Origin of the sequence: uncultured Dysosmobacter sp. (genome assembly GCF_947631165.1) — a bacterium.
GTDB lineage: Bacteria > Bacillota > Clostridia > Oscillospirales > Oscillospiraceae > Oscillibacter.
The window spans coordinates 35,467-61,291 of sequence record NZ_CANRKH010000007.1; the positions used below are offsets into that span (position 1 = coordinate 35,467).

24 protein-coding genes are annotated in these 25,825 nt (G+C 58.5%); 10 read left to right on the forward strand and 14 right to left on the reverse strand.

Annotated elements, in window-relative coordinates:
* Window positions 1-147 precede the first annotated feature (147 nt).
* The 5 genes from Q0Z69_RS05235 to Q0Z69_RS05255 all read left to right on the forward strand — a co-directional run bounded on the left by Q0Z69_RS05235 (window position 148) and on the right by Q0Z69_RS05255 (window position 6,125).
* Window positions 148-1,383: a BMP family ABC transporter substrate-binding protein gene (locus Q0Z69_RS05235; protein ID WP_298030413.1), complete on the forward strand. Its 1,236-nt coding sequence runs from the start codon at window positions 148-150 to the stop codon at window positions 1,381-1,383.
* Window positions 1,384-1,580: 197 nt separating this feature from the next.
* Window positions 1,581-3,140, forward strand: coding sequence for an ABC transporter ATP-binding protein (locus tag Q0Z69_RS05240; protein ID WP_298030417.1), 1,560 nt, complete (start codon window positions 1,581-1,583; stop codon window positions 3,138-3,140).
* Complete coding sequence (locus tag Q0Z69_RS05245; RefSeq protein WP_298030420.1) at window positions 3,133-4,221, forward strand: ABC transporter permease; 1,089 nt, start codon at window positions 3,133-3,135, stop codon at window positions 4,219-4,221. The genes Q0Z69_RS05240 and Q0Z69_RS05245 overlap by 8 nt, the downstream gene beginning before the upstream one ends.
* 3 nt (window positions 4,222-4,224) lie before the next feature.
* Window positions 4,225-5,217 (forward strand): ABC transporter permease, encoded by a 993-nt coding sequence (locus Q0Z69_RS05250; RefSeq protein ID WP_298030422.1) that lies wholly within the window; start codon window positions 4,225-4,227, stop codon window positions 5,215-5,217.
* 221 nt (window positions 5,218-5,438) lie between these two features.
* A complete protein-coding gene (locus Q0Z69_RS05255) occupies window positions 5,439-6,125 on the forward strand; it encodes a phosphatase PAP2 family protein (RefSeq protein WP_298030425.1) in 687 nt (228 codons plus the stop codon).
* 199 nt (window positions 6,126-6,324) lie between these two features.
* Here the strand turns inward: Q0Z69_RS05255 and Q0Z69_RS05260 are convergent, their stop codons facing one another.
* The 8 genes from Q0Z69_RS05260 to Q0Z69_RS05295 all read right to left on the reverse strand — a co-directional run bounded on the left by Q0Z69_RS05260 (window position 6,325) and on the right by Q0Z69_RS05295 (window position 15,362).
* Entirely contained in the window at window positions 6,325-6,534 is a 210-nt protein-coding gene (locus tag Q0Z69_RS05260; protein WP_298030428.1) for a biotin/lipoyl-containing protein, read from the reverse strand.
* 43 nt (window positions 6,535-6,577) lie between these two features.
* Window positions 6,578-7,795, reverse strand: coding sequence for a Na+-transporting malonate decarboxylase, carboxybiotin decarboxylase subunit (madB, locus tag Q0Z69_RS05265; RefSeq protein WP_298030431.1), 1,218 nt, complete (start codon window positions 7,793-7,795; stop codon window positions 6,578-6,580).
* A gap of 122 nt (window positions 7,796-7,917) precedes the next feature.
* A complete protein-coding gene (locus tag Q0Z69_RS05270; protein ID WP_298030433.1) occupies window positions 7,918-9,690 on the reverse strand; it encodes an acyl-CoA carboxylase subunit beta in 1,773 nt (590 codons plus the stop codon).
* 59 nt (window positions 9,691-9,749) lie between these two features.
* Window positions 9,750-10,523 (reverse strand): CoA-transferase subunit beta, encoded by a 774-nt coding sequence (locus Q0Z69_RS05275; RefSeq protein ID WP_298030437.1) that lies wholly within the window; start codon window positions 10,521-10,523, stop codon window positions 9,750-9,752.
* Window positions 10,520-11,488 (reverse strand): CoA transferase subunit A, encoded by a 969-nt coding sequence (locus tag Q0Z69_RS05280; RefSeq protein WP_298030440.1) that lies wholly within the window; start codon window positions 11,486-11,488, stop codon window positions 10,520-10,522. Before Q0Z69_RS05280 ends, Q0Z69_RS05275 begins: the two co-directional genes overlap by 4 nt.
* 23 nt (window positions 11,489-11,511) lie before the next feature.
* Complete coding sequence (locus tag Q0Z69_RS05285; RefSeq protein ID WP_298030443.1) at window positions 11,512-12,285, reverse strand: enoyl-CoA hydratase/isomerase family protein; 774 nt, start codon at window positions 12,283-12,285, stop codon at window positions 11,512-11,514.
* Between the two features lie 13 nt (window positions 12,286-12,298).
* Window positions 12,299-14,194 (reverse strand): TRAP transporter permease, encoded by a 1,896-nt coding sequence (locus tag Q0Z69_RS05290; protein ID WP_298030445.1) that lies wholly within the window; start codon window positions 14,192-14,194, stop codon window positions 12,299-12,301.
* A 100-nt stretch (window positions 14,195-14,294) separates the two neighbouring features.
* The gene (locus Q0Z69_RS05295; RefSeq protein ID WP_298030447.1) at window positions 14,295-15,362 is read right to left on the reverse strand and encodes a TAXI family TRAP transporter solute-binding subunit; all 1,068 of its coding nucleotides are present in this window, start codon (window positions 15,360-15,362) and stop codon (window positions 14,295-14,297) included.
* A gap of 372 nt (window positions 15,363-15,734) precedes the next feature.
* On the opposite strand from Q0Z69_RS05295, the gene Q0Z69_RS05300 reads away from it, so the two are divergent.
* Window positions 15,735-16,640, forward strand: a complete 906-nt coding sequence (locus tag Q0Z69_RS05300) for a LysR family transcriptional regulator (RefSeq protein ID WP_298030448.1) — start codon at window positions 15,735-15,737, stop codon at window positions 16,638-16,640.
* Between the two features lie 276 nt (window positions 16,641-16,916).
* Here Q0Z69_RS05300 and folD read toward each other — a convergent pair whose 3' ends face one another.
* The 5 genes from folD to Q0Z69_RS05325 all read right to left on the reverse strand — a co-directional run bounded on the left by folD (window position 16,917) and on the right by Q0Z69_RS05325 (window position 22,600).
* Window positions 16,917-17,759 (reverse strand): bifunctional methylenetetrahydrofolate dehydrogenase/methenyltetrahydrofolate cyclohydrolase FolD, encoded by an 843-nt coding sequence (gene folD / locus Q0Z69_RS05305; RefSeq protein ID WP_298030452.1) that lies wholly within the window; start codon window positions 17,757-17,759, stop codon window positions 16,917-16,919.
* Window positions 17,743-18,807: a prolipoprotein diacylglyceryl transferase gene (gene lgt / locus Q0Z69_RS05310; protein WP_298030453.1), complete on the reverse strand. Its 1,065-nt coding sequence runs from the start codon at window positions 18,805-18,807 to the stop codon at window positions 17,743-17,745. The genes folD and lgt overlap by 17 nt, the downstream gene beginning before the upstream one ends.
* Before the next feature lie 39 nt (window positions 18,808-18,846).
* Window positions 18,847-20,115, reverse strand: a complete 1,269-nt coding sequence (locus tag Q0Z69_RS05315) for an EF-P 5-aminopentanol modification-associated protein YfmH (RefSeq protein ID WP_298030455.1) — start codon at window positions 20,113-20,115, stop codon at window positions 18,847-18,849.
* Window positions 20,112-21,374: an EF-P 5-aminopentanol modification-associated protein YfmF gene (locus Q0Z69_RS05320; protein WP_298030563.1), complete on the reverse strand. Its 1,263-nt coding sequence runs from the start codon at window positions 21,372-21,374 to the stop codon at window positions 20,112-20,114. Before Q0Z69_RS05320 ends, Q0Z69_RS05315 begins: the two co-directional genes overlap by 4 nt.
* 242 nt (window positions 21,375-21,616) lie before the next feature.
* A complete protein-coding gene (locus tag Q0Z69_RS05325) occupies window positions 21,617-22,600 on the reverse strand; it encodes a dipeptidase (protein ID WP_298030456.1) in 984 nt (327 codons plus the stop codon).
* Window positions 22,601-22,851: 251 nt separating this feature from the next.
* Between Q0Z69_RS05325 and ylxM the strand changes: the two genes are divergently transcribed.
* The 4 genes from ylxM (at window position 22,852) to Q0Z69_RS05345 (ending at window position 25,241) form a co-directional block, all read left to right on the forward strand.
* Entirely contained in the window at window positions 22,852-23,217 is a 366-nt protein-coding gene (gene ylxM / locus Q0Z69_RS05330) for a YlxM family DNA-binding protein (RefSeq protein ID WP_298030459.1), read from the forward strand.
* Window positions 23,218-23,220: 3 nt separating this feature from the next.
* Entirely contained in the window at window positions 23,221-24,585 is a 1,365-nt protein-coding gene (gene ffh / locus Q0Z69_RS05335; RefSeq protein WP_298030461.1) for a signal recognition particle protein, read from the forward strand.
* Between the two features lie 167 nt (window positions 24,586-24,752).
* On the forward strand, window positions 24,753-24,995 hold the full coding sequence (gene rpsP / locus Q0Z69_RS05340) for a 30S ribosomal protein S16 (protein ID WP_298030565.1): 243 nt from the start codon (window positions 24,753-24,755) through the stop codon (window positions 24,993-24,995).
* A gap of 15 nt (window positions 24,996-25,010) precedes the next feature.
* Window positions 25,011-25,241 (forward strand): KH domain-containing protein, encoded by a 231-nt coding sequence (locus tag Q0Z69_RS05345; RefSeq protein WP_235220969.1) that lies wholly within the window; start codon window positions 25,011-25,013, stop codon window positions 25,239-25,241.
* A gap of 67 nt (window positions 25,242-25,308) precedes the next feature.
* Here the strand turns inward: Q0Z69_RS05345 and Q0Z69_RS05350 are convergent, their stop codons facing one another.
* Entirely contained in the window at window positions 25,309-25,797 is a 489-nt protein-coding gene (locus Q0Z69_RS05350; protein WP_298030465.1) for a DUF4330 family protein, read from the reverse strand.
* Between the last annotated feature and the right edge of the window lie 28 nt (window positions 25,798-25,825).

The following is a 25,825-nucleotide window of genomic DNA, read 5'->3' on the forward strand; positions in this document are numbered from 1 at the left end:
CCCTGGGAATTTCCGGCTATTTTTTCATGAAAATGTAAAAAATCTGTTGAATTTTCAAGCGTGAGCTTGTATGATATCATCAAGAGAGGTCATTTTTGACCTGTCGGATCCTACTGTTTTCATAACGCATAAAGGAGGAAAATTAGAATGAAGAAGTTTCTTGCACTGCTCCTCACTCTGGTCATGGTCCTGAGTCTGGCCGCCTGCGGCGGTGACAAGGCCGAAGAGCCTGCCAAGACCGACGAGCCCGCCAAGACTGATGAGCCTGCCGCTCCCACCGTGAAGGTCGGCTTCATCTGCCTGCACGACGAGAACTCCACCTATGACCTGAACTTCATCAACGGCGCCAAGGCCGCCTGCGAAAAGCTGGGCGTCACCGACTACGTCATCAAGACCAACGTCCCTGAGGGTCAGGAGTGCTATGACACCGCCGCCGAGCTGGCGGACGACGGCTGCAACATCATCTTTGCCGACAGCTTCGGTCATGAGGACTACATGATCCAGGCCGCCAAGGACTTCCCCGATGTGCAGTTCTGCCACTCCACCGGCACCAGAGCCCACACCGAGGGCCTCAGCAACTACCACAACGCCTTCGCCTCCATCTATGAGGGCCGCTATCTGGCGGGCATTGCCGCCGGCATGAAGCTCAACGAGATGATCGCTGACGGCAAGTTCACCGCGGAAGAGGCCAAGATCGGCTATGTCGGCGCCTACACCTACGCCGAGGTGGTCTCCGGCTACACCTCCTTCTTCCTGGGTGCCCGCTCTGTGTGCCCCACCGCCACCATGGAAGTCACCTTCACCGGCTCCTGGTATGACGAGACCGCCGAGAAGGAAGGCGCGCAGAAGCTCATCAACAACGGCTGCAAGCTCATCAGCCAGCATGCCGACTCCATGGGCGCTCCCACTGCCTGCGAGCTGGCCGGTGTACCCAACGTGTCCTACAACGGCTCCACTGCGGCCGCCTGCCCCAACACCTACATCGTGTCCTCCCGCATCGACTGGGCGCCCTACTATGAGTACGCCATCGGCTGCGTGATGAACGGCGAAGCCATTGACGCCGACTGGACTGGAACCCTGGCCACCGGCTCCGTGGTCCTCACCGACCTGAACGAGAACGTCATCGCCGAAGGTACTGCCGACGCCATCAAGGAAGCCACCGCCAAGCTGGAGGACGGCTCCCTGCACGTGTTCGACACCGCTGCCTTCACCGTGGGCGGCACTGCTCTGGACAGCTATCAGGCCGACGTGGACACCGATGCCAACTATACCCCCGACACCGAGGTCATCCTTGACGGCTACTTCCACGAGTCCGAGTTCCGCTCCGCCCCCTACTTCGACCTGCGGATCGACGGCATCACCCTGCTGGACGAGGCCTATTGATCCTCTCCTGGGTATGTCATTGTGCATGCATACCTCCCCTGCCCGGCTCACACCGGGCAGGGATTTTTTTGAAGAAAGCCCCTGGAATTTTGATTTACATTACCTGTGGATTATGGTAAAATTGTTTTATACAAATCGGCTCACGGATCGGCTCAAACCCCGGGAGGCGGCTCTCCGGCCCCTCCCCTAGAGAAAGGATGACAGCCTTGGAAACTGCTAAGAACGCCATCAGAATGGAGCACATCACAAAGCGCTTCGGCAATGTGGTGGCCAACCACGATATCAATCTGGAGCTCCACAAGGGCGAGATCCTGTCCCTGCTGGGTGAAAACGGCAGCGGCAAGACGACCCTGATGAACATGCTCTCCGGCATCTACTACGCTGACGAGGGCCAGATCTACGTCAACGACCAGCCGGTGACCATCTCCTCCCCCAAGGACGCTTTCGATCTGGGCATCGGCATGATCCACCAGCACTTTAAGCTGGTAGACGTTCTGACCGCCGCCGAAAACATCGTGCTGGGCCTGAAGGACGAGGGAAAGCTGGACCTGAAGAAGGCCGAGCAGACCATCACGGAGATCTGCCAGCGGTATGGCTTCGAGATCGACCTGAACCGGAAGATCTACGAAATGTCAGTCTCCCAAAAGCAGACGGTGGAGATCGTCAAGGTGCTGTACCGGGGAGCGGAGATCCTGATTTTGGATGAGCCCACCGCCGTCCTGACGCCTCAGGAGACGGATAAGCTCTTCGCCGTCATGCGGAACATGAAGGCTGACGGCAAATCCCTTATCATCATAACCCACAAGCTCCACGAGGTGCTGGAAGTCTCCGACCGGGTGGCGGTTCTGCGGAAGGGTGAGTACATCGGCGACGTACATACCTGCGACGCCAGCCAGCAGTCCCTGACGGACATGATGGTGGGCCGGGCCGTGACATTGAACATCGACCGGCCCCAGCCGGTGAACGTGGCTCCCCGCCTAGAGGTCAAGGGCCTCACGGTTTACGACGAGCTGGGCGTGAAGCGCCTCAGCGACGTCACTTTCACTGCCAACGCCGGTGAGATCCTGGGCATCGCCGGCATCGCCGGCTCCGGCCAGCGGGAGCTGCTGGAAGCCATCTCCGGCCTCTACCCCATCGCATCCGGCAGCGTCCGCTTCCACGACCCGGAGGGCAAAAACGGCCCGGAGGGCCGGGAGCTGGTGGGCCTGGACCCCATGGCCATCCGCAAGTGCGGCGTGTCCATGGCCTTTGTGCCGGAGGACCGGCTGGGCATGGGCCTGGTCGGCTCCATGGGCATGACCGGCAACATGATGCTCCGCTCCTGGCGCAGCGGCAGGGGCGTGTTCCTGAACCGAAAGGAACCGGAGGCGCTGGCCAACCGAATCTGGAAGGAACTGGAGGTGGTGACCCCCAGCACCGCCTTCCCGGTGCGGCGGATGTCCGGCGGCAATGTGCAGAAGGTACTGGTGGGTCGGGAGATCGCCCAGGACCCCGCCGTGCTGATGACGGCCTACGCCGTCCGGGGCCTGGACATCAACACGTCCTACACCATCTATAACCTGCTGACAGAGGAAAAAATGAAGGGCGTGGCCGTGGTCTATGTGGGCGAGGACCTGGACGTTCTGCTGGAGCTGTGCGACCGCATCCTGGTGCTGTGCGGCGGTCAGGTCAGCGGCATCGTGGACGGCCGCACCGCCGACAAGCGAGAAGTGGGCACCCTGATGACACGCGTGGGAGGAGGCAGCGCTGATGAATAAGACGATGAAATTCCATATCTCCAAACGGGCCTCCCTCCCCTGGTACAAGGCGTGGGGCATCCGGGCCGCCGCCATCCTGGCGGCTCTCCTGACCTGCGCCGTGGTGACCATGCTGCTGACGGGCGAGAACCCCCTCAACATCTTCACCACTCTGTTTTACGGCGCCTTCGGCACCGCCCGCCGGTCCTGGGTCACGATCCAGGAGCTGGCTATCCTGCTGGGCATCTCCCTGGCGGTGACCCCCGCCTTCAAAATGCGCTTCTGGAACATCGGCGCCGAGGGCCAGGTGCTCATCGGCGGCCTGGCCACCACTGCCTGCATGATCTGTCTGGCGGATAAGCTGCCTAACGCCGGGGTCATCCTGTGCATGATCCTGGCCAGCATCGCGGCAGGCGCGGTGTGGGGCTTTCTGCCCGCCTTCTTCAAAGCCCGGTGGAACACCAATGAGACGCTATTTACCCTGATGATGAACTACATCGCGACCCAGCTGGCAGCCTATTACATCATCGTGTGGGAGGTGCCCAAGGGTGCCGGCAAGATCGGCATCATCAACCAGAGCAGCGAGATCGGCTGGCTGCCGAGACTGGGCAACCAGTACCTGCTGAGCATCCTGATCGTTGCACTCCTCACCGGCGTCATGTACATCTATCTGAATTACAGCAAGCACGGCTACGAGATCGCCGTGGTGGGCGAGAGCCAGCGCACCGCCAGCTACGCGGGCATCAAAGTGGAACGGGTCATCATCCGCACCATGGTGCTCTCCGGCGCGGTGTGCGGCCTGATGGGCCTGCTGCTGGTGGGCGGCATCAACCACACCCTCACCACCACCGTGGTGGACGGCCGGGGCTTTACCGCCGTCATGGTCTCCTGGCTGGCAAAATTCAATCCCATCGCCATGATCTTCACCAGCCTGCTGCTGGTGTTCCTCAGCCGGGGCGCCAGCGAGATCTCCAGTGCCTTCGGCCTGAACCACTCCTTCTCCGATATCCTGACCGGCATCATCCTGTTCTTCATCATCGGCAGCGAGTTCTTCATCACCTATAAGATCAGCGTGCGGAGATCCGCCGGAAAGGAGGCCTGAGCGATGTTTGATCTGGTATCTTTTATCCCCCGGGCAGTGATGCAGGGCATCCCCCTGCTGTTCGGCAGCACCGGCGAGATCCTGACGGAGAAATCCGGCAACCTGAACCTGGGCATCCCCGGTGTCATGTATGTGGGCGGCATCTGCGGCGTCATCGGTGCGTTCTTCTATGAGCAGGCCGTTCCGGCGGCGGAGATGAACGCGGTCCTCGCCATCGGCGTCCCACTGCTGTGCTCTCTTCTGGGGTCTTTGCTGATGGGTCTGGTGTACAGCGTGCTGACCATCTCCCTCCGGGCCAACCAGAATGTCACCGGCCTGGCATTGACCACCTTCGGCGTAGGCGTCGGCAACTTCTTCGGCGGCTCCCTCATCAAGCTCACCGGCAGCGAGGTGCCGTCCATCGCCCTGTCCGCCACCAGCGCCTACTTCAGCAAGTCCCTGCCCTTTGCCGGCGGCCTGGGCTGGTTCGGCCAGGTGTTCCTGTCCTATGGCTTTCTGGCCTATCTGGCGGTACTGATCGCCATCGCCGCCTCTTATGTCATCAAGCGCACCCGGGTCGGCCTGCATCTGCGGGCCGTGGGCGAAAGCCCCGCCACCGCCGACGCGGCGGGCATCAGCGTCACCAAATACAAGTATCTGGCCACCTGCATCGGCAGCATGATCGCGGGCCTGGGCGGTCTCTACTATGTGATGGACTACGCCTGCGGCGTCTGGTCCAACAACGCCTTCGGTGACCGGGGCTGGCTGGCCATCGCCCTGGTGATCTTCACCATCTGGCGGCCCAATGTCAGCATCCTGGCCTCCATCCTCTTCGGCGGCTTCTACATTCTGTATCTGTACATCCCCTCCGGCCTGGACCTGTCAGTCAAGGAGCTGTACAAGATGATCCCCTATGTGGTAACGCTGGTGGTGCTCATCATCGTCTCCATGCGGAAGAAACGGGAGGACCAGCCCCCCGCAAGCCTGGGTCTCCCCTACTTCCGGGAGGAACGCTGACCCGTCGTTTCCCGCCTGACCTGAGCCGCCGCTGCCAGCCGCAGCGGCGGCTTTTTCCGCGCCTTTGAGCATCCTTTTCGAGATTCACACTTTGTTCCCAATTTATTCACTTTTTCCCCTTGTCCTCTGTGCTATGGTATAGTCGATTTACTTGAAAAATCGCAAACAATTTTTCAAACGGGCTGTGCCCGCCGTACGCAAAAAGCATGCGGTTATTGACTATGAAATCCAACTATGAAAAGGTGATCCCCATGCGACTTCCCGATCCTCTCCGCCGCTTTCCCTGGGGCGAGCTGCGGTACGCCCTGTGGCTGCCGGCCTATCTGCTGGCCTTTCTGGTCATGGAACGTCTGTCCGGCCCGGGCTACTGGGCCACCCAGCTGCCCATTGACAGCCGCATCCCCTTCTGTCCGGGATTCGTCATCCCCTACTGCCTGTGGTATCCCCTGCTGGTGTCCGTGGGCCTGTATCTGCTGCTGCGGGACCGGCCCGCCTTCCAACGCTATATGGTCTTTCTGTCCCTGACCTTTTTCATCAGCGAGGGGATCTGGCTCCTGATCCCCAACGGCCAGGACCTGCGCCCCGCGGTGATATCCGGGGACGACTTCTTCGCCCAATGGGTCGCCGGCCTCTACACCATCGACACCAACACCAACGTCTTTCCCTCGGTCCATGTGGTGGGTTCCATCGGCGCGGCGCTGGCGGTGTGGGACTGCCGCCGCCTCCGGCCCGGCGTCCGGTGGGCCACGGCGGCCCTGAGCACTCTGATATGCCTGTCGACCCTGTTCATCAAGCAGCATACCCTGCTGGACGTTCTGGGCGGCCTGGCCCTGTCCTTCCTGGCGGCTATTCCAGTCTATCGCCGCAGTCTGAGCCAGGTCTTCCACCCGCTGACCGCCCCGGAATAAGCCCCGCAAGGAATCCTTGCTTGCCTGCTTCTCCCTGCTCCTCCGCAGAGCTTTCTCTATATTTTGAACGTCTTTCAACAAATACTGCGGCACCTCCCGATGCAGGACTCTGCAACAGGAGGTGCCGCTATGCCGTTTTATCGTATTCTTTCAGTTCTCACAAGAAACGCCGTTTTGCAGACTTGGGCGGATCTCTTTTTTATTCAACGACAAACAGGACATCGCCGCTTTTGACCTTGTCGCCGACTGCGACAAGCACTTTTTTCACAGTGCCGTCGGCGGGGCTGGCGATGGGCTGCTCCATTTTCATGGCCTCCATGACAGCTACAACAGAGCGCGCCTTGACAGCATCCCCTTCCTTTACATTCAGAGAAACAACCTTTCCAGGGATTCTTGCCTTGATTTCCATACTAAATAGCTCCTTTCAAATAAATGCTCAAAATTCTTGTACTTCATCCGATCAGATGGATCGTGCTTACAAAAATGCCCGCAGCAATAGCAGAAGTGAACACGCCGGAAATATTAGCTCCCATGGCCACCGGCAGGATCATCGCAAACGGATTTTCATCCATGGCGGCATGCTGCGCTAATTTCGCCGTTGTCGGAACACAGGAGACGCCTGCGATCCCGATCACCGGATTGAAATCATCGCCCCGGCGCTTGTAGATCCAATACATCACCCAGCCGCCAAAAAGTCCGCCGATCGCAGAGACCGCCAGCGCCATGATCCCCAGGATCAAGATCGTCAGGACCGTAGGATTCAGGATAGTAGAGGCTTCGCACAGAACGCCCAGGATCACTCCCAGGAAAAATGTCGCAAAGTAAGAAAGGCCCTCTTCCAGCAGTTCCGTATATTTTCCTATCTGAGCCTCCTTGACCGCCATGCCAATGAAAAATGAGAAAATCAGCGGCGAGGCCACCGGCAGCAGCAGGCACAGCACAAAACAGGAAACTACAATAAACACGAATTTGGAACGCTGGGATACTTCCGGCACCTCCACGTACATATCGATCCCACGATACTTTTGGGGGATGAATGCCTTGATCAGGAATGGATATCCGCCATATGTCAGGCTGAGATACAGGTATGCGATAATGGAGATCGGCACAAACAATTCCGGCGCCAGCATCAAAGAGGTGAAAAGGACCATGGGACCATCAGCGCCGCCGATGCTGGCCACCGCCGCGGCTGCCCCGGGCGGCAATCCAAATAAAAGGATGCCCGCCACCAGCGTCACGAACGTGCCAAGCTCCGCGAAAATGGCAATGATGATGGAGCTCCAGGGCTTGGCCAGAAGGTAGCTGATCTCGCTCCTCGCTCCAATGCCCATGAACACCAGACAGGCGATCAAGCCATTGGAAAATGTAAGGTTATAGATGGGCTGAAGGAAGTTGATCTGCATGATATCCATCAGTTCCACGGCGTCGGATACGAGCGGGTCCACGAACATGTTGCCGATGACCCCGGAATTCAGGAACATGATGCCCGCGTTCACAGACATCATAGCGATCCCCATGGGGACCATGATCAGCGGCTCCAACGTTCTTTTGAAACCAAAATAGGCCAGGATAAAGCCAAGGACGATCAAGACAATCCGCGCCACGGACACCACAGGCTCCATCGCAAAGAACGTACTGATCCCGGGGAACAGCTGAGACAGAATATCCAATTATTCCACCCCTTTCCCGCCAGACAGCAGCTTATTGATCAGAACGATGATCCCCACAACGCCCAGGGAGATCACCGCGGTAGCCGCGTATGCCAGCAGCGCGTAGACTACGACATTCATGGTCACTGCTCCTCCGATTCCACCGGATGCTCTCTGTTGTAATCCGCGATGATCCGGGGCAGGACCATCTGGTGATGCGGACAGATGCCCTTCGGATTTTGGTAGGCGGCGGCGGTAAACGCCTGCAGATAGGAGCGCAGATCGCTCAAGCGAACGATCTCATCCACCATGCCGGCCGTGGCGCAGTATTCCGCATGAGATTTGTCCGCGTAGTCCTGGATCAGCCGGTTCATTTTATCTATTGTGGGCTGCAGATCCTTGCCAGCCGCGTGGTCCTTCACCAGACGGCGGGCATACATGGCCGCCGCAGCCGTTTCACCATGCATGACATAGATCTCCGTTGCGGCCGTACCCAGAGAGAACGCATTGGTGTCGTTGCCCTGCGGACCGCCAAGAACGTAATGCGCGGCGGCCGTGCCTTTCCGCATAGTGACCTCCAGCATGGGCAGATCGGAATTCTGGATGGAGTAGATCAGGCTCTGCCCCAATCCCAGCAGCTCGGCCCGCTCTGCTTCATTGCCCACGTCGATACCGGAGGTATCCTGCAGCCAGATCATGGGGATGCGGTCTCTTGCGCACAGCGTCACAAACTCGCTCATTTTAATGAGGCCCTGGCGATAGAGCTTTCCTCCCACGCCTAAAGCGTCCTCGCGGTACTCGGGATAATCCAGCAGGAATCCCTGGACATTTGCCACGATGCCCGTCAGCATACCGTCGATCTTGGCCAGGCCGGTGACCATCTCCGGTCCATAGCCCTTTTTATACTCCATGAATTCAGAGCCGTCCACCAGGCGGGCAATCACATCATAGATCTCATAGGGTCTCTTGTGATTGGCGGGAAACAGCGAATACAGGTCATCGGCGGGATAGGCGGGTTCCTTCGGCTGGGATACCCGGAAGAATTCAGGATCAAAGGCCGGCGTATATCCAATATACTTGCGAATGGCCTCCAGCACGCCTTCCTCGCTTCCGTAGACCTCCCGGATAAATCCGGTCTCATCATGGTGGATGGATACGGTCCCGGGAATGTCCTGCTTCAAGCCCTTCTGCGCTTCGATCAGCGCCATGGCGGCCTCCTGATCCACATGGCCCTTCGGCGACATACCGCCTACGATACCGGCGCCGCCCACCGCCATATTGGCGTCCTTATGAGCGACCAGGATCGTGGGGCTGATGGAGTGATAGCCGCCGCCGGCGGGGTTCGTCCCATAAATGCCGACAATGACAGGGATGCCCAATTGATTCAGTTGGGCGTTCCGGTAAAACGGCGTACCGCCTCCCCGACGGTCCGGATAGACCTTTTCCTGCTCATCCATCTTTACGCCGGAGCAATTCAAAAGATAGATCAGCGGGATCCGCAGACGTTTTGCCGTGTCAGAAGCCCGCAGCAAATTCTCAGCCTGCCCAGGGACCCAGGCGCCCGCCATTTTCTTGTTATCCGAGGCGACGATTACAGCCCACCGGCCATTGACACGGGCCAGGCCCTTGACAATATTGGTGGACCCATTGGGATTGCCCCGGGGATTGAACAGGCTGTTCAGTGGATGCCAGGTTCCCTCATCGATAAGCTTTTCAATGCGCTGCATCGCGCAAAGCTGGCCGGCGCTATTCAGATCAGCCGTGGGCTTTCCAGCCTCCAGGATCTCTTCCGCTTTCTTTTTCAGCGCATCCTCAGCGCCGCTCAGAAGTTCTTTGTTCTCTTCATCAACTGCGAAAAGAGGCTCGCCGACAGCTTCCATATGCTGAAAGTAGCGCGGCATAGAGTATTCGTTCATCAAATGGTCCTCCTTTTCGGACTGTATAATTTCAGATTCTGTTGAACAGCGTAAACGGTTCACTCTTTTCCGATGTAAAGGCGGCTGGGATCGATCTGGTTGCGGAGAATCTCCAAGCACTCCTCTTCAGGCGGCTGAGATTCCACAGCTCTGGATATATCGATCTCAAAGCCCGTATTTTCCTGGATCTCCTGTGGTGTGACGCCCGGAAAATACTCAGCCACATACATCCGCTTTGTCTGTTCATCGAATCGCATCAAGCCCAGATTCGTGATCACCACTTGCGGTCCGCGATCCTCTGGCAGGCCCTTTTTCCGGCGTCCGTCCGGCCCGTCGATCCAGCCCGGGCTGGTCAAATAGTCCACCTTTTCCACAAAACGGCGCTTCTGGTGCTGCATCATTAGGACGGTGTTGACATAGGTGGCGATGCCGTTGGCGCCGCCGCTGCCTGAAAACCGTGCGGAGGGATGATGATAGTCTCCAATGGAGGTGGAATTCAGATTGCCATAGGGATCGACCTGCGCTCCGCCCAAAAAGCCCAGATCCATCAGCGGCTTACGCAGATTGTTGTTCTGCATCCCAAAATACCGGAAGGTCTCCCCCAGGGTTGAAGCGCCATTAGAAAAGCGCAGGTCCGCGACGCTGGTGGGCGCCTCGATCGGACAGCCGTCGATCATACCGCTCTCCACCAGAAGGCAGCAGTTGGGCGCGTAAGTCCGCTTTGCCAAAGACGCGCCTACCAGCGGGAGGCCCGTGCCCACGATCACACGCTGTCCATCCTTGATCTGACGCGCGATCATAATGACCTGCATTTCCTTATTTGTGTAGCTCATGCTTTCCCTCCTTCCGATTCCAGCGCAACGGTAAAGTTCATACCCTTGCGGACGCGCAGATCCATCAGGCGCTTGGTCCCCAAGCGCTCCAAATATGCGTAGTGATCGGCAGGCTCTTGGACCCAGCTCTTCAGGAACTCCTCATACAGCCCGTCCTCTCTGCTGACTTTGTCGTAATATTTCAAAAAGTTCCGGTCATAATCATAGTAATTATAGACCTGAGAGGGATGTGCGCCGAACGGCGCCAGGACGATGGCGTCGGGAATGATGCAGGAGATCTGATTCAGCCCAGGCTCTCTGCGGATCTCCTGCTCCGTGACGATCTCCTCGCAGCTAATGATGACATGTCTTGCACCCAGGGCCATATCCAGATCGTTGAACACAGCGCCCTCGATGCGGCATGTCCCATCCAGTGCCGCCTTCTGCACATGGATCAGCGCCACGTCGATATCGGGAACAGGGATGTAGCACAGCTGATCGCCGGGCTTGAAGGGATTTTCGGCGATCTTGCACTTCTGCGGCGGAAGCTTGGGATGCTTGGCCCGTACCTCCTCACTGATGCCGACCTTATCCACCAAGTCGCTGCCCAGCATATGCTTGACCGCGATGAAGGGGAATCCCAGCGCCGCAGCGTGATAGAGCGCGGCATGGATATCCAGGGAATAGTCCTCAAAAAGGATCTTTCCCTCCTCCACATATTTCCGGTACCTGCGCGACACGTTGGTATAGCCGGAGTTTGCGCAGTAAGAATTGATATACGCCGTGCAGCAGTCCGCGCCGATCAGCATATCCGCATCGCCGCCGGAAGCGGCGCCATGCAGATAAAGGCCGGTCCTGCCCTGACGAATGATCTCCCGCACCAGTGCATAGGGCTTCCGGTTGGTGGTGCAGCCGCCGATACAGATGCTGTCTCCATCATGAACATACGTTGAAACAGCTGCTTCCAGGGACATGATCTTGCTCATATCAGGCAGTTCCCCCTTCCCCGTCAACGGCCCTTGAATACAGGCTCCCGCTTCTCCAGGAAGGAAGAGGTAGCCTCGTTTTTATCCTCGGTGGCCCACAGCTTGCCAATGCACGCCGCCTCGAAGTCGATCTTATCCAGGCTGTTTTTCTCGGCCTCGATCATGCACTGCTTGGCATACTGGATCGCCAGCGGGGACTTTGAGGCGATCTCCTTTGCGATCTGCCGGGCGCGGGGAAGCAGATCCTCACGGGTCAAGATCTCGTCGACCAATCCGATCCGCATCGCCTCTGTGGCAGTGATGCGCTCACCGGTATAGACCATTTTGCGGGCCGTGCCGTTGAAGCACCGGGCGGTGAAATGCTGGGTCAGGCCCAGGATCCCCATGTTGATCTCACCTAAATTGAACTTAGCTTCAGGAACGCAGAGACGAATATCGCAGCAGATAGCAAGACCCACACCGCCGCCGAACGCGGAACCGTTCAGCGCACAGATCACGGGCTTGGGGAAGTTGTAAAGGTAGGCACGGACATTGTTGTTCCGTTCAGTATACAGCGGGCCGGTTTCGCCATCCAGCGCGGTGAACTCCTTGACATCGGACCCGCCCACGAACAGCTTCTCGCCTTCCGCCGTCAGGATCAGGACGCGGATGGCCTTATTTTTGCTCAGCTTATACAGCGCCTCATATAATTCTCCGTAATCATCAGAGCCCAGGGCGTTTACTGGGGGCTTGTTGATGGTGATGGTCGCAATGCCGAGTTCTTCTTCAAGCTCGACTTTGATCGTATCAAATTTCATGGTTTCCTCACTTTCACTCATTTGCCGCTTGCACGGTTTTTCTTTTCTTCATTTGACCAAGAAGCACGATGACAAACAGGACGATACCGATGATGTCGGTGATCGAGCCCGGATAGAGCATGCAGAAGCCGCCGACCAGCAGCATCACGCACTCCAAAATATTCGCTTTTCTGAGGAAATACCGCTGGGAGCCTGCAGAGATCGCAATCACGCCGATCACGCTGGTCACCAGGGCAGATATCAGCGTCACGGCCTGCACGTTCTGGAGGATCAGCACTGGCTGATAGACAAACATGAACGGCAGGACAAAGAGCACGATGCTCATCTTGCAGGAGGTGACTGCCACATTCAGCGGCTTGGATTTGGAGATGCCCGCCGCCACATAGGAGGCCAGGGCCACGGGAGGCGTAATGTTGGAGAGAACGCCGAAATACATCACGAACAGGTGCGCCGCGATTTCAGGCACACCTAGGCGGATGATGGCAGGCGCCGCCAGAACGGCCAGGATGATGTAGCAGGCCGTGACAGGCAGGCCCATGCCCAGGATCACGCAGGCGATAGCGGTATACAGCAGCAGCAGGAACAAAGAGCCGCCGGCCAGATCCACCAGCGCGCTGGAAAGCGTCAGGCCAAGTCCGGTCAGGGAGATGACGCCAACGATGATGCCGGCGCAGGCACAGGCCGCGATAATGGAAACAGCCTGCCGGGAACCATCCACCAGGATGTCGAACAACATCTTCAGGTAGCCGCGGATATCCCGCTCCTTCCCCAGCTTCTGAACGCCGTAAAGCACCACGATAGACCAGAAGCCCCAAAAAGCCGCTCTCTGTGCGGAGGTCTTGGCGATGCAGATGAAATAGATCAGGATCAGCATCGGGATGATATACAAATAGCCTTCCTTCATGACGGCCTTGAACTTTGGAAGCTGATCCTTGGGCATACCCACCAGATTCTGCCGACCAGCAATGAAGTCCACAGAGAACAGGATCGCCATGTAGTAAAGTATCGCCGGCAGAGCCGCTGCCGCAATGATGGTCGAATACGCCACGCCTAGGTTTTCCGCCATGATGAACGCTGCCGCGCCCATGACCGGCGGCATGATGAGACCGCCGCTGGCGGAGACCGCCTCGATGGCTCCGGCATCATCAGCGGAATATCCCGTCTGCTTCATGAGCGGAATGGCGATCGAGCCAACACCTGCGACGTTTGCCACGGCGCTGCCGGAGATCATACCCATAAGGCCGCTGCCTACCACCGCGACCTTGGCGGTGCCGCCGCGGAACCTGCCGCAGACGCTGTACGCCAGCTGCAGGAAAAATTCACCGCCGCCGGTCTTTTCCAGCGCCGCGCCAAACAGCACGAACAGGAACACCGTGGTCGCGCTGGCGCCGATGGTCGTTCCAAACACGCCCTCTGTGGTCAGGAACAAATGCGTGGACAGCCATTCCAGATCAATGGCCCGGTGCTGCAGGAAGCCCGGCAGGTTTCCAAGCATAGCATAGGCGATAAAGATAACCGCGATGATAGGCATTGCTGCTCCCAGGGATCTGCGGCAGGACTCCAATACCAAAAGCACGGCCACGCAGCTCACGATCACGTCCATCGTAGACGGGTTGCCGCCGCGATACGCCAGTGCGTCCAGTTCCATGATGAAATAGGTGCAGCAGAGAATGATGCCGACGGTACAGGCAAGGTCGATGAGAAACATCACCTTGTTCTCTTTAAAATCCGGCCGTCCTTCTTTTTTCTTCAAGACCGGATACACCATAAAGGCCATGCCCAAGCCCAAAGCAACGTGGACCGCCCGCAGGGTCTGTGTAGCGATAGGCCGCAGACCGCCGTAAATTTGAATGACGGCCAGAATAAGTCCCAGCACTATGGTGATTTTTGTGCGCCATTTAGGTGCCATAGAAGTTCTCCTTTCCGTATGCGAGGTTTAGCCCGCTCCTTCTGCTCCGCCGGTCCCGCCGGCAAAACAGAAGGAGCCAGGCCGGAATGTCTCAGCGAGGTCAGGCCAGCGGATCCTCGATGGTGATGTCATGATCCGCGAACCACTTGACCGCGCCGGGGTGCGGCGTAATGGTGCAGCCCTCCGCCAGACCGCCCTCCAGGGTGTACTCGGCGCCAGAGGTAGAGATCTCAGTGAGTTCATCGCTATGCTGGTAGATCGTCTCCAAAATCGCGTAGACCGCCTCGTCGGAAACCGCTTCATTGACTGTGTAAGCAGTGATGAAGCCGGCTGTGGTGACGTCCTCCGTCTGGCCCTTATAGGTGCCCGCCGGGATCGTGACGTACTTCATGGCAGCTGCCAATGCGGGGTTTGTCTCCTCCATCTTCTCGATAGAGCCATCAGGAACAGAGAGAATCCGCACATCCATGCTCTGAGAGAGATTCAGCAGTCCAGAGACCAGAATGCCGCCGGAATACACCGCGGCGTCAGCGGTGCCATCCTGCAAAGCCTCGGTGCCCTGGTCTTGGTTCACGGAAACGATCTCGATGTCATCCAAGGTAACGCCGCCCAACTGGAGCAGACCATTGCCCACGATATGGCGGACGCCGCTGCCGACCACGCCGATGGCAACGCGCTTGCCCTTCAGGTCCTCAATGCTGTGAATGTCAGAATCGGCGGGAACAGCGATCTGTCCGATGGAATAGTGTCCGCCGCACATCCAGCGCAGATTTTCGTATTTCTCGCCCTGGAACAGGTCCTGGCCTATGACCGCGTCATGGTCAGCAGGCGGCTGGGTCATACCGATATCCAGCCGGTTCGCTCCGGTCAGACGCATGTTCTCCACCGTTCCGTTGGTGGAGGAAGCGGTCATATTGATATTCGTGTACTTTGTCACCAGATTCGCAATGCCGCTGCCCAGCACATACCATGTACCGCCCGCGCCGGCGGTACCGATCACCAGGCTGGTGGAAGGGCTGTCGATCTTATCGGTGGCGGCAGCGGGTTCCTCTGCAGCGGGGGCATCCGTCTTGGGCGTATCTGTGGTGGTCTTGCTACCGCAGGCAGCTAATGACAATACCATTGCGATTGTCAAAAACAGAGCGAGAGCCTTTTTCATCTTTTTCATACTAATACCTCCCTTTTTTTGTAGCGGACAGCCCGCGGCCGTTCGGGTCATCCGAATATCTTACAGTCCTCATATGCGGACCATAATACTAAAAAATCTCAGATGTTCTGCCATAAATCCAGCGGCTCGCCTGCGCTTTGGAGATGTCGCAAAACAGGGGACCGTGACTTGACAACTTCGTTCTAAGGGACTATCCTTAACTTCAAAGGTATATGTTTCAACGAAATCAACAATTAATCTTTATGTTTATTTCTCCGATATGTAAATATTAACACATTCATTTTCAGAAAAAAATTATATCTAACTTATCGTTTCGTTCCAAATAATGAAACAAAGCAGAGCCCGCAGCTATACGCAAAAGAGGTGCAAATCATGGAATTATCTCAGCTTCGCTATTTCAAAGCATTGGCCGAAAACGGAAATCTGACAAAAACCGCCAGCAAACTGTATATCTCTCCCCCCGCCCTGAGCACCAGCATCTCCAATCTTGAAAAAGAGCTTGGGATTTCTCTTTTCGACCGGGTAGGCCGCCGCATGTATCTGAACAGCAGCGGGATCCTGTTTTTAAAACGGATCGATAACGCGCTGTCCGCTCTGGACTACGCCAAGGCAGAAGTGATGGAGATCGGCATGAAGAAGGAGTCCACCGTGTATGTGGCATCCACCAGTCCCAATGTGTTTCAAAACGCTTTTCTATCTTTTTGGCAGGAAAATCCCAACTACAAGATCTCCCACGAGTCGCTGCGGATCAATCAGATCAACTGCAAAGACTTGTTTTACAAATACGACTTTTTGATCGCCAGCCCAATGGACTTCATCTGCCCGCAGAATATCTCGTCGCAGGTCCTGTATGATTCCGACTATGCCGTCCTGGTCGTAAATCCCGCCCATCCCCTTGCGAATTTGAATCAGGTATGCTTGCGGGAAGTAAAGAATCAGCCCTTTATTGCCCTGTCCCCGCAATATTCCTCCAGGCATTTCTTTGATGTCGTATGCCACAAGGCCGGTTTTATCCCCCATGTCATTATGGAATGCGACTATTCCATGCGGTTCAATATGGTGATGGCCGGTGCGGGAAACACCATCGCAACCGCCCATACAAAGCTGCTGGGGCATTTGGGAAACGCAGTAGCGATCAAGATCAATCCGCCCTTCGTACATCGTGTGCAGTGCATTTTCTGGGACAAGACCCGCCACCAAAATCAAGCCGCATCAGCCTTTCTCTCTTACATCACGGAATATTTCAAAAACATGTCCTTCGAAACACTGGGCAATTAAACCATACATATCCGAAAGCCGTGTAAAGAGCCGGAATCAAACATACCTCCTGCCGCGGAACAGCCGCGGCAGGAGGTATTGATTTATGCTGACTGCCAAGGAGGCACGAAACCGCGGCAAAAGCACCGCATCATGCAAAAAAGCCGCCGTGGAGCTGCAGCTCCACGGCGGCCAAACAATGTTTCCACGCACACGAACGGACCGCGTCATGCGCGATATCACAGCGATGGCAGTTTTATGCCGTCTAGACAGGGTGCTTCCTCAGAAGCGGGATCTTTACCGGTTCTGGTGCCGCCGGGCGGCGGTCAGGAGGTTCTCCATCAGCATGGCCCGGGTCATAGGCCCCACGCCGCCGGGAACCGGCGTGATCCAAGACGCCTTCGGCTCCACGGCGGCAAAATCCACATCGCCGCAGAGCTTGCCGTTCTCGTCCCGGTTCATGGCCACGTCGATGACCACCGCCCCCTCCTTCACCATGTCCGCCGTGATGAAGCGGGTCCTGCCGATGGCGGATACCAGGATGTCCGCCTGGCGAGTCATGTCCGCCAGGTTTTCCGTCCGGGAGTGGCAGACCGTCACCGTACCGTCGGCCTGGGTCAGCAGCATGGCCATGGGTTTGCCCACGATGTTGCTCCGCCCCAGCACCACACAGCGCTTTCCCGCCGCCGGGATCTCATAGGCCCGCAGCATCTCCATGATACCGGCAGGGGTGCAGGGCAGAAAGGCCGGGGTCCCGATAGCCAACAGCCCCACGTTAACGGGATGGAAGCAGTCCACATCCTTGTCCGGGGCGATGGCATTGAGCACCTCGCCAGCGTCCAGCGGCTCCGGCAGGGGGAGTTGACATAAAATTCCATCCACCGACGGGTCGCCGTTCAGGGCCTCCACCAGGGCCAGAAGCTCCTTCTGGCTAGTAGAAACAGGCAGCCGGTGGGTCATGCTCTCAATGCCGCAGGCGGCGCAGTCCCGCTCTTTTCCGTTTACATAAACTTGGGAAGCCGGGTCCTCGCCCACCAGGATCACCGCCAGGCCAGGCCTGCGGGGCAGCTTTGCCGCCTCAATCCTGACCCGCTCCTTCACCTGGGCCGCCAGGGCCTTGCCGTCAATCCGTCCTGCCATCCAGTGCCTCCTTTTCCTTCGCCGCCTGGGCGGGCGCTTCGTTCTCCGCCGTCTCGGCAGCTTCACCGGCGGCCGTTTCAGCATCCGTTTCGTCCTCCGCCGCCATCTCACCGGCGGCCGGTTCCGTATCCGCCGCTCTGGCCGTTTCACCGGCTTCCGCCGCGGCCCGGGCGGCCAGCTGGTTCACCAGCAGTCCATCGGCAGTGCGCTTTTTAACGCGGATGTTATAGAACAGCATGAAGGCAGCCACCGCCGCCATCACCACGCTCAGCGCCTGGGACACCCGGACCGGCTCGCCGAAAAGGGTCCAGTCGAATAGATACAGACTGTCGGTCCGCAGCCCCTCTACCCAAGCGCGGCCCAAGCCGTACCACAGGAAGTAAAACCATGTATTCTCCCCGTCAAACCTGCGGCCCTTGGATACCACCAGTAAAATCAGCAGCAAGCCCGCCAGATTCCACATACTCTCATAGAAAAAGGTGGGATGGACCTCGATATACTGGACCTCGCTGACCCACAGCCGCATCCGCCAGGGAAGGTCCGTCAAGCCGCCGAAGGCCTCCCGGTTGATAAAATTGGCCCACCGGCCGATGGACTGGCCCAGCAGCAGGCCCATAACAGCCAAATCTGTCATGGCACCGAATCGCAGCTTTTTGTGCCGGGTGTAAAAAAACGCCACCAGCACACCTGCGATGACCGTACCGTAAATAGCCAGGCCGCCGTCCCAGATCCGCAGCATCCCGGCCCAGTCCAAGCCGCCGCCGACGGTGCGGTACAGGTCCAGGTAAAAAATCACGTAGTAGATCCGGGACCCCAGGATGCAGCAGGGCACCGCCCACAGCACCAGATCCAGCACATTGTCCTGGGTAAGGCCGTATTTGGGGGCCTGTTTCATGCACAGCAGCAGACCCGCCAGCATAGCGCAGGCCAAAATGATGCCGTACCAGTAAATGCCGTGGCCCACATGAACGGCAATAGGATCGGGGTTGAATTCCCAGCTGCCGAACAGGCCGGGAAAGCTGATGGGCATATTCTTCAAAGCAGTCAAAACAGGATCGTTCCTTTCTTTCTAAAAAACCGGGTCCGCTCATGCCTTTGGCACGATCTCACTGAGGGTCATCCGCTCCCGCCGGATGTTCTCCCGCAGGAAACTGGTCACGTCCTCCTTGGTGACGGATTCAAACACCTGGGGGAAGCGGAAGGGGTCGTAGCCGTGGAAATAGCCCTCTGTCAGGGATACGGCGATATTCTCAAAAGAATTCAGCCCCCGCAGATTGGCGCCGAAGGCCGCCCGGCGCACCTGCTGGTAAAAGTCCTCGCTGATGCCCTCCCGGACCAGCCGGTCCGCCTCCTTCAGGATCTCCTCCTGGACCAGCCGGGGGTCCTTGCAGTCGCCGCCGGCGTAGAGATAGGCCACGCCGGGCATCATCTCAAAGGAGCCGCCGAAGCTGGTATTGATAAGGCCCTGGTCATAGAGCCGCAGATACAGGGGGCTGGAATCCCCAAGCAGGACATCGCAGGCCATGTCGCCCACCACTGCCAGCCGCAGGTAGTCCTCTCCATCTGCCGCTGGGCGGCACTTGAAGCCCGTCAGGAACTGGGGGCAGGAGACCTCCATCTCCATGCGAGTCTCCCCCGCTGCCACGGCCTCCGGCTCGTCGCCGTAGTCCCTGGGGATGGCCGGGCCGCTGACCTTGGGCAGGACCCGCCGGGCGATATCCGCCACATGGATGGGGTCCACGTCCCCCACCACCGTCAGGATCATGTTGGCGGGTGTATAGAACGCCTTGTGGCACTGGTACAGCGTCTCCGCCGTGATGTGGGAGATGCTCTCCACCGTACCGGCGATGCTGGTGCGGGCGGCGTGGGTCCGGTACAGGGACTGCATCATCCGGTTGTAGATCTGCCAGTCGGGGTTGTCCTCGATCATGCGGATCTCCTGGCCGATAATGCCCTGCTCCTTGGCCACACTTTCCTCGGTGAACCAGGGGATGGACACGAAGGACAGCAATATCCGCAGATTCTCCTCAAAGTGGTCCGTGGAATCGAAGTAGTAGCCGGTCATGGCGTTGGAGGTGAAGGCGTTCGGCTCCGCGCCGTTCTTCGCCAGCTCCTGAAGGGCGTTGCCCTCCCGGGTATCGAACATCTTGTGCTCCAGATAGTGGGCAATGCCCGCCGGGGTGTCCAACCACTTTCCATCCAGCTGGAAGCGGATGTCCATGCCGCCGTAGCGGGTCGCGAAGAAGGCGTATTTCTTGGCAAAGCCCGGCTTCGGCACCACGCAGACCTGCAGCCCGTTAGGCAAAGTCTCCCGGTGGACAGACTCGCCGATCCGCTCGTAAAAGCTCTGCTTCATTCCGCCGCCTCCTTTCCCTGCAGGAAGTACACCGTGTCCAGCTTCACTGTCTCCATGGCGGCGAAAATGCGCTCCGCCGTCACGTTCCGCACCTGCTCCGCCAGCTCCTCCGGCGACTCGCTCTGGCCGGTGGCCGCCTGGCCCAGATAGAAGTTCTCCAGCTTGCCCTGGGAATCCCCCATGGAGGCGTAGGCATTCAGCAGGGTGCTCCGGGCGCCGTCCAGCTCCCAGTCCTCCAGATCGCCGTTCCGCACCGCCGCCAGCTGAGCCAGGATCTCGTCGTAGGCCCGCTGATAGTCAGCGAACTCGATGCCGGAGGACACGGTGATGATTCCCTTCTGCCGGTGATAGAGGGAGGAGGCGTAGTAACACAGGGACAGCTTCTCCCGCACGTTCAAAAACAGCTTGGAATTGCTGCTGCCGCCGAAGAGGGTATTGCCCATCAGCAGAGCGGCGGTGTCACTGCTGCCGCAGGAAAAGCCCATGCCCAGCTTGCCCTGGGTCACGTCCATCTCGTCGGTGATCCGCAGGACCTCCTCTCTGGCAGGGTGCTCCCGCACCAGGGCAATGTCCCGCACCGTTTTGCGGGGCAGGGTCGCAAAGGCGGCCTGCAGGGCCCGCTCCACCCGCTCCTGCCGGGCACTGCCGCAGTAGAACAGCTCCAGCCTGGCGGAGGCGATCAGGTCTTTGTACTGAGAAAACAGCTTTTGAAGCTGCACCTTTTCCACACCGGCCTCGTCTCCCAGCCGCGGCACGCCATAAGGCTCCCCGGCGCACATCTCCCGCAGCAGCCGCGCGTCGGCATAGTCCCGCTTGTCGTTGATAAGGCTGCGGATGGCATCGATCAGATTGGTCTTTTCGCTGTCAAAATAGGCGGGCACGAACCGGCCCCGCTCTGTGGCGGGATCGCAGATCAGCTCGCCCAGCAACGCCGCCACCGGCTCCAGCAGCTTCTCCCCCACCGGGGCGTAGCTGTCGTCAATGAGACTGGCCACAAAGCCCACGCACTGGTTTTCGCCCTTTTTGCGGATGGTGTAGTCGATCCGGGCGCCGTACAGCTTGTCCAGCCGGGCGGACAGGCTGCCCATATCCGGGCAGGACACGGTCCCTCGCCGCAGCACGGCGGGCAGCAGAGCATAGGCCGCCGCCGTCTCCTGCCGCAGGGGCGTTACGAACTGGGCGGACAGCAGGCTGGTCTTGAATTTCCTCGCCGGGAGATAGGTGAGATATACGCCCTCCGCCAGCTCGGTCCTTGTCACGTTCAAGATCGTCTCAACTCCTCTTTTGTGTGATAGATATCCAATTATGACCTATTATAGTATAACTCTTCCAATAATTCAAATTCTATTTTCCTAACAGGGAAAACAATAGAGATTGGAGATATATGATAAGCGCTAAAAGATATCTGTACTCTGGAATCCTTGCCTTTCAATCTCAGCCCCCTACCAAGGGTTTTGTTTGGAAGAATCCGCCGGAAAGCGCATATCTGCACTCTCCACTCCTATCTCTTATCTTTTATCTTCCCCAGCGTTCTCAGCAGGTTCCCCCGCGCGATCATCTCCCGCTCCCGCTCCGTCATTCCCAGTTTCTCCAGCTCTCGGAACAAAACAGGGACGCAGCCGCAGTCCTCCAGGCCCCTGGCCCCCTCGTTGCCAGGGCCGAAGTACTGACAGAAGTCGAAGCCGCAGGCCACGTGCTCCACGCCCATCACGTTCGCCATGTGGGCGGCGTGGCGGGCCAGCATCTCCGCCGTCTGCTTCGCCGGGTCATCGTGGATGAAGGCGTGATGGACGTTCAATCCCACCACGCCGCCGGTGTCCCGGATGGCCCGGAGCTGGTCGTCCGTCAGATTCCGCCGCACATCGCACAGGGCGCGACAGTTGGAGTGGGAGGCGATCACCGGTCCCCGGGCCAGCCTCATCACATCCCAAAAGCCCCCGTCGTTCAGATGGGACACGTCCACCACCATGCCCAGCTCCTCCATCCGGCGGACAGCCAACTTTCCCAGGGCCGTCAGGCTCTTCTGGGGGTCTCCCTTTGCCCCGGCGGCCAGGGCGTTCTCCTCGTTCCAGGTCAGCATCCCGATCCGGACGCCGAATTCCCGCCACCGCTCCAGCCAGCGCAGATCCGTCTCCATGGCTGCCATGCCCTCCACCGCCAAAAAGGCGTACAGCTTTCCGGCGGCATTGGCCCGCTCCGCCTCCTCCACGTCCCGGGCCACCGCCAGCCATGGGCACTCCGCAAATTCCGCCAGGGCGCAATCCATCATCCGCTCCATCCGGAAGGCAACCGTCTCCGCCCCCGGCACGTCCTTCCAGAAGGTCTCCCCCGGAGCGCTGGTCCACATGGCCAGCACCAGGCCCTCCATGCCGCCCCGCCGCAGCAGATCCAGATGGCGGCGCTCCAGAACACGGTCCTCCCCCGCCAGCCGCCGCCGCGTCACATCATATAAAAGGTCGGAATGACCGTCAAAGATCCCTGCCATAAGTCCTCCCAATTTATAGGTAAGAGATAAGAGATAACAGATAAAAGATATTGGGACACGATCTCTGCTCTTATCTTTTATCCTTTATCTCTGTTCTGTCGTTTCCATTATACGCTCCTTTTCCCATTTCTCCACCGCCGGCTTGAAATTTTCCAAATTTCTTCTCCATTTCCCCTTGACTTTTTCACCAAATTCCTGTAAACTATTTGTTGTTGTAAAGGTCTAGAACTTTACAGGAAGGAGCGGTCCCCTTGAAAAATCAGACCTATCGCATGACCATGCTCTTCGATTTTTACGGGGAGCTGCTGACCCAGCGGCAGCGGGAATTCTTCGACCTCTATTATAACGAGGACCTGTCCCTGGCGGAGATCGCGGAGAACGAGGGCATCTCCCGGCAGGGCGTTCGGGACGTGATCGTCCGTGCGGAGGCCGCTATGCAGGAGATCGAGGACAAAACCGGCATCATCCGGCGGTTCGAGGCCCAGCGCCCCCATCTGGATGCTATTATCGCCGCCGCGGGTGAGATCAAGACCATCAATTACCGCCAGTTTGAGGACAGCCGGCTCACGGAGCTGGCGGACCGCATCCTGACAGAGACCGGCGCGTTAAAGGACTGAGCTATGGCATTTGAAGGACTTTCTGAAAAACTCAACGCCACATTCAAACGCCTGCGGGGCAAGGGCCGCCTGACAGAGAACGACGTGCGGGAGGCCATGCGGGAGGTCCGCCTGGCCCTGCTGGAGGCCGACGTGAGCTACAAGGTGGTCAAGGAGTTCGTAGCCGCCGTTACAGAGCGTGCCATCGGCGCCGACGTGCTGGACAGCCTGACCCCCGCCCAGCAGGTCATCAAGATCGTCAACGAGGAGCTGACGGCCCTGATGGGCGGCGCCGCCGCCAAGCTGTCCATGGCCAACAACGGCCCCACCGTGGTCATGATGGTGGGCCTCCAGGGCGCGGGCAAGACCACCACCACCGCCAAGCTGGCGGGATTGATGCGCAAGCAGTACACCAAGCGGCCGCTGCTGGCCGCCTGCGACGTATATCGCCCCGCCGCCATTGAGCAGCTGAAGGTGGTGGGCGGACAGCTGGACCTGCCGGTGTACGAGCAGGGCCAGGGCGACCCGGTGAAGATCGCGGAAGCCGCCCTCCGCCACGCCAAAGACCACGGCAGCGACATGGTGTTTCTGGACACCGCCGGTCGCCTCCATGTAGACGAAACTCTGATGGACGAGCTGAAGCGGATGAAAGCCGCGGTCCATCCTAACGAGATATTGCTGGTAGTAGACGCCATGACCGGCCAAGACGCGGTGAATGCCGCCAGCGCCTTTGACGAGGCTCTTGGCATCGACGGCGTGGTCCTCACCAAGCTGGACGGCGACGCCCGGGGCGGCGCGGCTCTGTCCATCCGGGCGGCCACCGGCAAGCCCATCAAGTTCGTGGGCACCGGCGAAAAGCTGGATATGATCGAGCCGTTCCATCCGGACCGCATGGCGTCCCGTATTTTGGGCATGGGCGACATGCTGTCCTTCATCGAAAAGGCCGAGCAGGCCTTTGACGAAAAGCAGGCCGCCAAGCTGGAGGAAAAGCTGCGGAAGAATCGCTTCACCCTTCAGGATTACTTCGACCAGCTCCAGCAGCTCCGGAACATGGGCGACCTGAGCCAGATCGCCGGGATGCTGCCCGGCCAGCTGGGCCGCCAGCTCCAGGGAGCCAGCATCGACGAAAAGCAGATGGCCCACACCGAGGCCATCATCCTTTCCATGACTCCTCTGGAGCGGGAAAATCCTCAGATCCTCAACGCCAGCCGCAAAAAGCGCATCGCCGCCGGCTGCGGCCTGGAAGTAGTGGATGTGAACCGCTTGCTGAAGCAGTTCGACATGATGCAGCAGCTGACGAAGCAGATGACCAAGGGCCGGATGCCTCAGATGCTGGGCGGCAAAGGCGGCAGGATGCACGGCTTCGGGCGGAAAAAGCGCTTCAAGTGAATGGGGAATTCCTCCTCAGCTGTTACGCCGCGGTCCGCGCAGGGGAACTGGCGCGTCTATCCCCGCTGGCAGTTTAAACTTTCCCACTTCTAATTTCTCATTGAAACTGGCATAAGTGCTCTCGCATTTATCAATAGATCAACAATTCAAAATTTTGGAGGTACAACATCATGGTCAAGATCAGACTGCGCCGCATGGGCGCCAAGAAAGCTCCCTACTACCGCGTGGTAGTGGCCGACTCCCGCTTCCCCCGCGACGGCCGCTTCATCGAGGAGATCGGCACGTACAATCCCTGCGTCTCCCCCGCCGTCATCAAGATCGACACGGACCGCGCCCAGGCTTGGATCAAGTCCGGCGCTCAGCCCACCGACACCGTCAGAGCTCTGCTGAAAAAAGTGGAAGTCCTCTGATCCGGAGGATAGAGCATGAAGGACTTGCTGCTCTACATCGCCAGAAACCTTGTGGATGATCCCGACGCGGTCTCCGTTACGGAGATCCAGGGCGATCAGGAGCTGACATTGGAGCTGCGTGTCGCCCCCGACGACATGGGTAAGGTCATTGGCCGCCAGGGCCGCATCGCCAAGGAGATCCGGACCGTGGTCCGCTCCTATGCCCAGCGCACCGGTGTGAAGGTTTCCGTGGATATCGTAGACTAAAAAACTGGAGCGGACCATCCGCTCCAGTTTTTTTGCTTTCCAAGAGGCTCCTCAAAAGGGCCGCCGCTCATTCGCCCCAAATCACATCTACGATGACGCCGTCCTGAATCTCGATATATTCACTCTTCAAAATGTAGTCTGTCTTGCCGATGCGGACCTCCTGGTCTCCTACCTTGGTGGTCATGACCTCCGCCGTGGGAGTCTCGGTGGTGGCGGTGAACAGCAGGGTCACGTGGGTCTCATCTTCCACCCAGTTGCCGCCCGCGTCCAGGACATAATAGGGCTGGCGCTCCACATCCACGATCTCGCCGCCCACCAGGGCGCCGCTGGCCATCAGCTTGGAGGGCAGGTGCTTTTTGCAGTTGTCATACAGCTCCTCCGGCACGCCCTCTGCCCGCACCACAAAGGTCACCGGGGTCATGGCCCGCTCCGCGGATACGCTGTCGTCAGGGCCTAAGATCTTCCAGGCCGCCAGGACCAGCACCGCCAAGATCAGAACCACGGCGATCAGATCGATGATATTGAATTTTCCAACGCGCTTTGCTTTTTGTTCCATGATATCCTCCATAAGGGACGTTTCTTCC